Origin of the sequence: Nocardioides sp. CPCC 206348 (assembly GCF_048654705.1) — a bacterium.
Classification (GTDB): domain Bacteria; phylum Actinomycetota; class Actinomycetes; order Propionibacteriales; family Nocardioidaceae; genus Nocardioides.
Genome location: NZ_JBMCZA010000202.1, coordinates 42,290 through 45,091 on the forward strand (window position 1 = coordinate 42,290; position 2,802 = coordinate 45,091).

Below are 2,802 nucleotides of genomic sequence, written 5' to 3' on the forward strand. Positions count from 1 at the left end.
CGTCGGCACGTTGTGCTTCATGGCGCTGGGCCTGCTCGCGGGCGCGCTGGCCAAGACCACGGAGGGTGCGGTCAACCTGGCGAACTTCCTGGTGCTCCCCATGGCGTTCCTGAGTGGTTCGTTCTTCCCGCTCGACGCGGCGCCGAAGTGGTTGCAGCGTTTCTCGGAGCTGTTGCCGCTCAAGCACCTGAACACCGGGATGCTCGACGTCATGGTCCGGGGTGAGGGACCGTCGGCCGCGTTGGTGCCGCTGGCGATCCTCGCGACGTTCGCGATCGTGGTCACGGGGCTGGCAGCGCGACTGTTCCGGTGGGACACCACCTGAGATTCCTGCCGTGCAGGAGGTGGAACCCTGCATTTTCGGGGGACAAGCCCCTAGTCTGACCTGCGCACCCCCCGTCCCAGGAGGCTCACCTTGTTCGACTTCAACGCGCTGCTGGCGGCCCCTGCGAAGGGGCCCGTGCTCGACATCTCGGTCATCCTCGCGCAGCTGGCGTTGATCATCGTGGTGGCCCGACTGGCCGGCAAGGCCGTCTCCAAGATCGGCATCCCGCCGGTCGTCGGCGAGATCGGCGCCGGCGTGCTCCTCGGTCCGAGCCTGCTCGGGATGGAGCTGAGCCAGGAGCTGTTCCCGCTGGACCAGCGCGGCTACCTGGACGTGCTGGCGCGGGTCGGGCTGGTGCTGTTCATGTTCGTCGTCGGCCTCGAGCTCGACATCAAGCTGATCAAGGGGCGCGAGAAGGTCGCCGGCTCGGTGTCGATCTGTTCGATCCTGCTGCCCTTCACACTGGGCATCGGACTCGCCCACATCTTCGTCAACAGCAATGCGACCGAGGCGCTCAAGCCGGCCGACGCCGACTTCTGGCCGTTCGCACTGTTCATGGGTGCGGCGATGTCGATCACCGCTTTCCCGGTGCTCGCCCGCATCCTCACCGACCGCCGCATGCACCGCACCGAGACCGGCGGACTCGCACTGGCCTGCGCCGCCACCGACGACATCATCGCGTGGACGCTGCTCGCGGTGGTGCTGGCGATCGCGGGTGTCGACGGAGGCCACGGCCACCTCCCGAGCTGGGCGATCTACCTTGCGATCCCGTTCGTGCTGGTCGCGATCTTCGTGGTCCGTCCCGCGCTCGGCACCCTCACCAAGGCGTACCACAAGGCGGGGGAGCTGACCCCGACCATCATGTCGGTGGTGCTCGTCGGCCTGCTGCTCTTCGCGGCCACCACCGAGGTGCTCGGCATCCACTACATCTTCGGGGCGTTCCTGTTCGGCGCGATCATCCCGCACGAGCAGGCCGCCGCCATGCGCCACGAGATCCTGGTCCGCCTCGAGCAGATCTCGGTCCTGCTCCTGCTGCCGGTGTTCTTCCTGATCTCCGGCCTCAAGGTCAACATCCAGGGCCTCGGCGTGAAGCACCTCATCCCGCTGCTCGCGATCCTCACCGTCGCCATCGTCGGCAAGTACGTCGGTGCGTACGTCGGTGCGCGGATCCAGAAGGTGCCGCACTGGCAGGCCAGTTCGCTCGGCCTGCTGATGAACACCCGCGGCCTGACCGAGCTCATCATCCTCAACGTCGGCCTCGAGAAGGGCCTGCTCAGCCCCGAGCTGTTCACCCTCATGGTGATCATGGCGCTGGTGACCACGGTGATGACCGGACCGCTGCTGGGCTTCACCTATCCCCAACGCCGGGTGGCCCGCGACATCGCCGAGGCGGAGCGCGCTGCCCTGGGTGCCGAAGCCGTGGATCGGATCCTCGTGCTGTCCCGCACCGACCAGGACGACTCGGTCCTGGTCGAGATCGCCGCCGCCCAGCTCGCCGGCGCACGGCCCGCCGAGATCGTGGTCGCGGACCTGCAGCCGCAGGGCCGGGCACTCGAAGTGGGCAGCGGACTGTCCCTGGAGCTGGCGGAGATGGCCTCCGCGATGGAGCGCCAGCAGGTGCTGGTACGTCGTGGCGAGGAGATCGGCATCCCGGTCCGGGTGATCGCCCACGCCAGCGCTGACGTCGAGCAGGACCTCGTCGAACTGGTCGCCGTGCTCAAGCCGCAGGGCCTCGTCGCTTGGTCCGACGACCCGTCGCTCGACGGTGTCGTCGCCGCCAACGAGTCGCCCGTCGCGGTGGTGCCCGCGGGTACCCCGACCCAGGACGCCGACGCTCCGGTCATCGTGCACTGGTCCGGTGACGTCAGCGGCGAGGCAGCGATCGTCCTCGGCGCACGGATCGCGGTGTCCCGCGGCACCACGCTCGACGTCCGTGGCGACGGTGGTCGCCGTCAGGCGGCGGCCCGCAACGCCCTCGCCGAGCGCGGAGTCCGGCTGGCCGAGCCGGACGTCGAAGCAGGCCCGCTGGCCGCCGTCCCCACGGAGCTGGGGTCGTTCACGGCGTCGGGCACGCCCGGGATCCGGGTGCGCGCCGAGCTCGACGCTGCTCCGGTGGACTTCGCCGTCGTACCGCTGGGGGCCACGGTCGGCGCCTGACGTCAGCTCGCAACTGGCCGCGCAGTCCGCTGCTCCTCATTGGGGAACTCTTGATCAACCAGGTTCATCAGATGTTCCCCGATCACAATGATGGCGGTGTGTCGCCCATTGACCGACGACCTCGCCGACGTTGCACGGAAGGTCGATCCACGGCGTTCCGGGCGTGCCAGTTGCCCCGCTGGTGGGCGGGGTTGGGCTCGGCGGTCAGTAGCCGGCGCTCAGCTCGAGCTACCGGCGTGGGTGTTGAACGCCAGCGTCCGGTGTCCGATGCGCACGCGCGTGCCCTGGACCAGGACCTGCTCGGCGCCGGGCTGCATCCG

General features: G+C 69.1%; 2 protein-coding genes. Both read left to right on the plus strand.

Going from position 1 to position 2,802, the window contains the following annotated elements; all coding sequences use genetic code 11:
• Window positions 1–325 (plus strand): ABC transporter permease (locus tag ACOADB_RS19740; protein ID WP_378602384.1); only part of this gene is annotated, 325 nt, incomplete at its 5' end.
• A gap of 90 nt (window positions 326–415) precedes the next feature.
• Complete coding sequence (locus ACOADB_RS19745; RefSeq protein WP_378602386.1) at window positions 416–2,482, plus strand: cation:proton antiporter; 2,067 nt, start codon at window positions 416–418, stop codon at window positions 2,480–2,482.
• Window positions 2,483–2,802 lie beyond the last annotated feature (320 nt).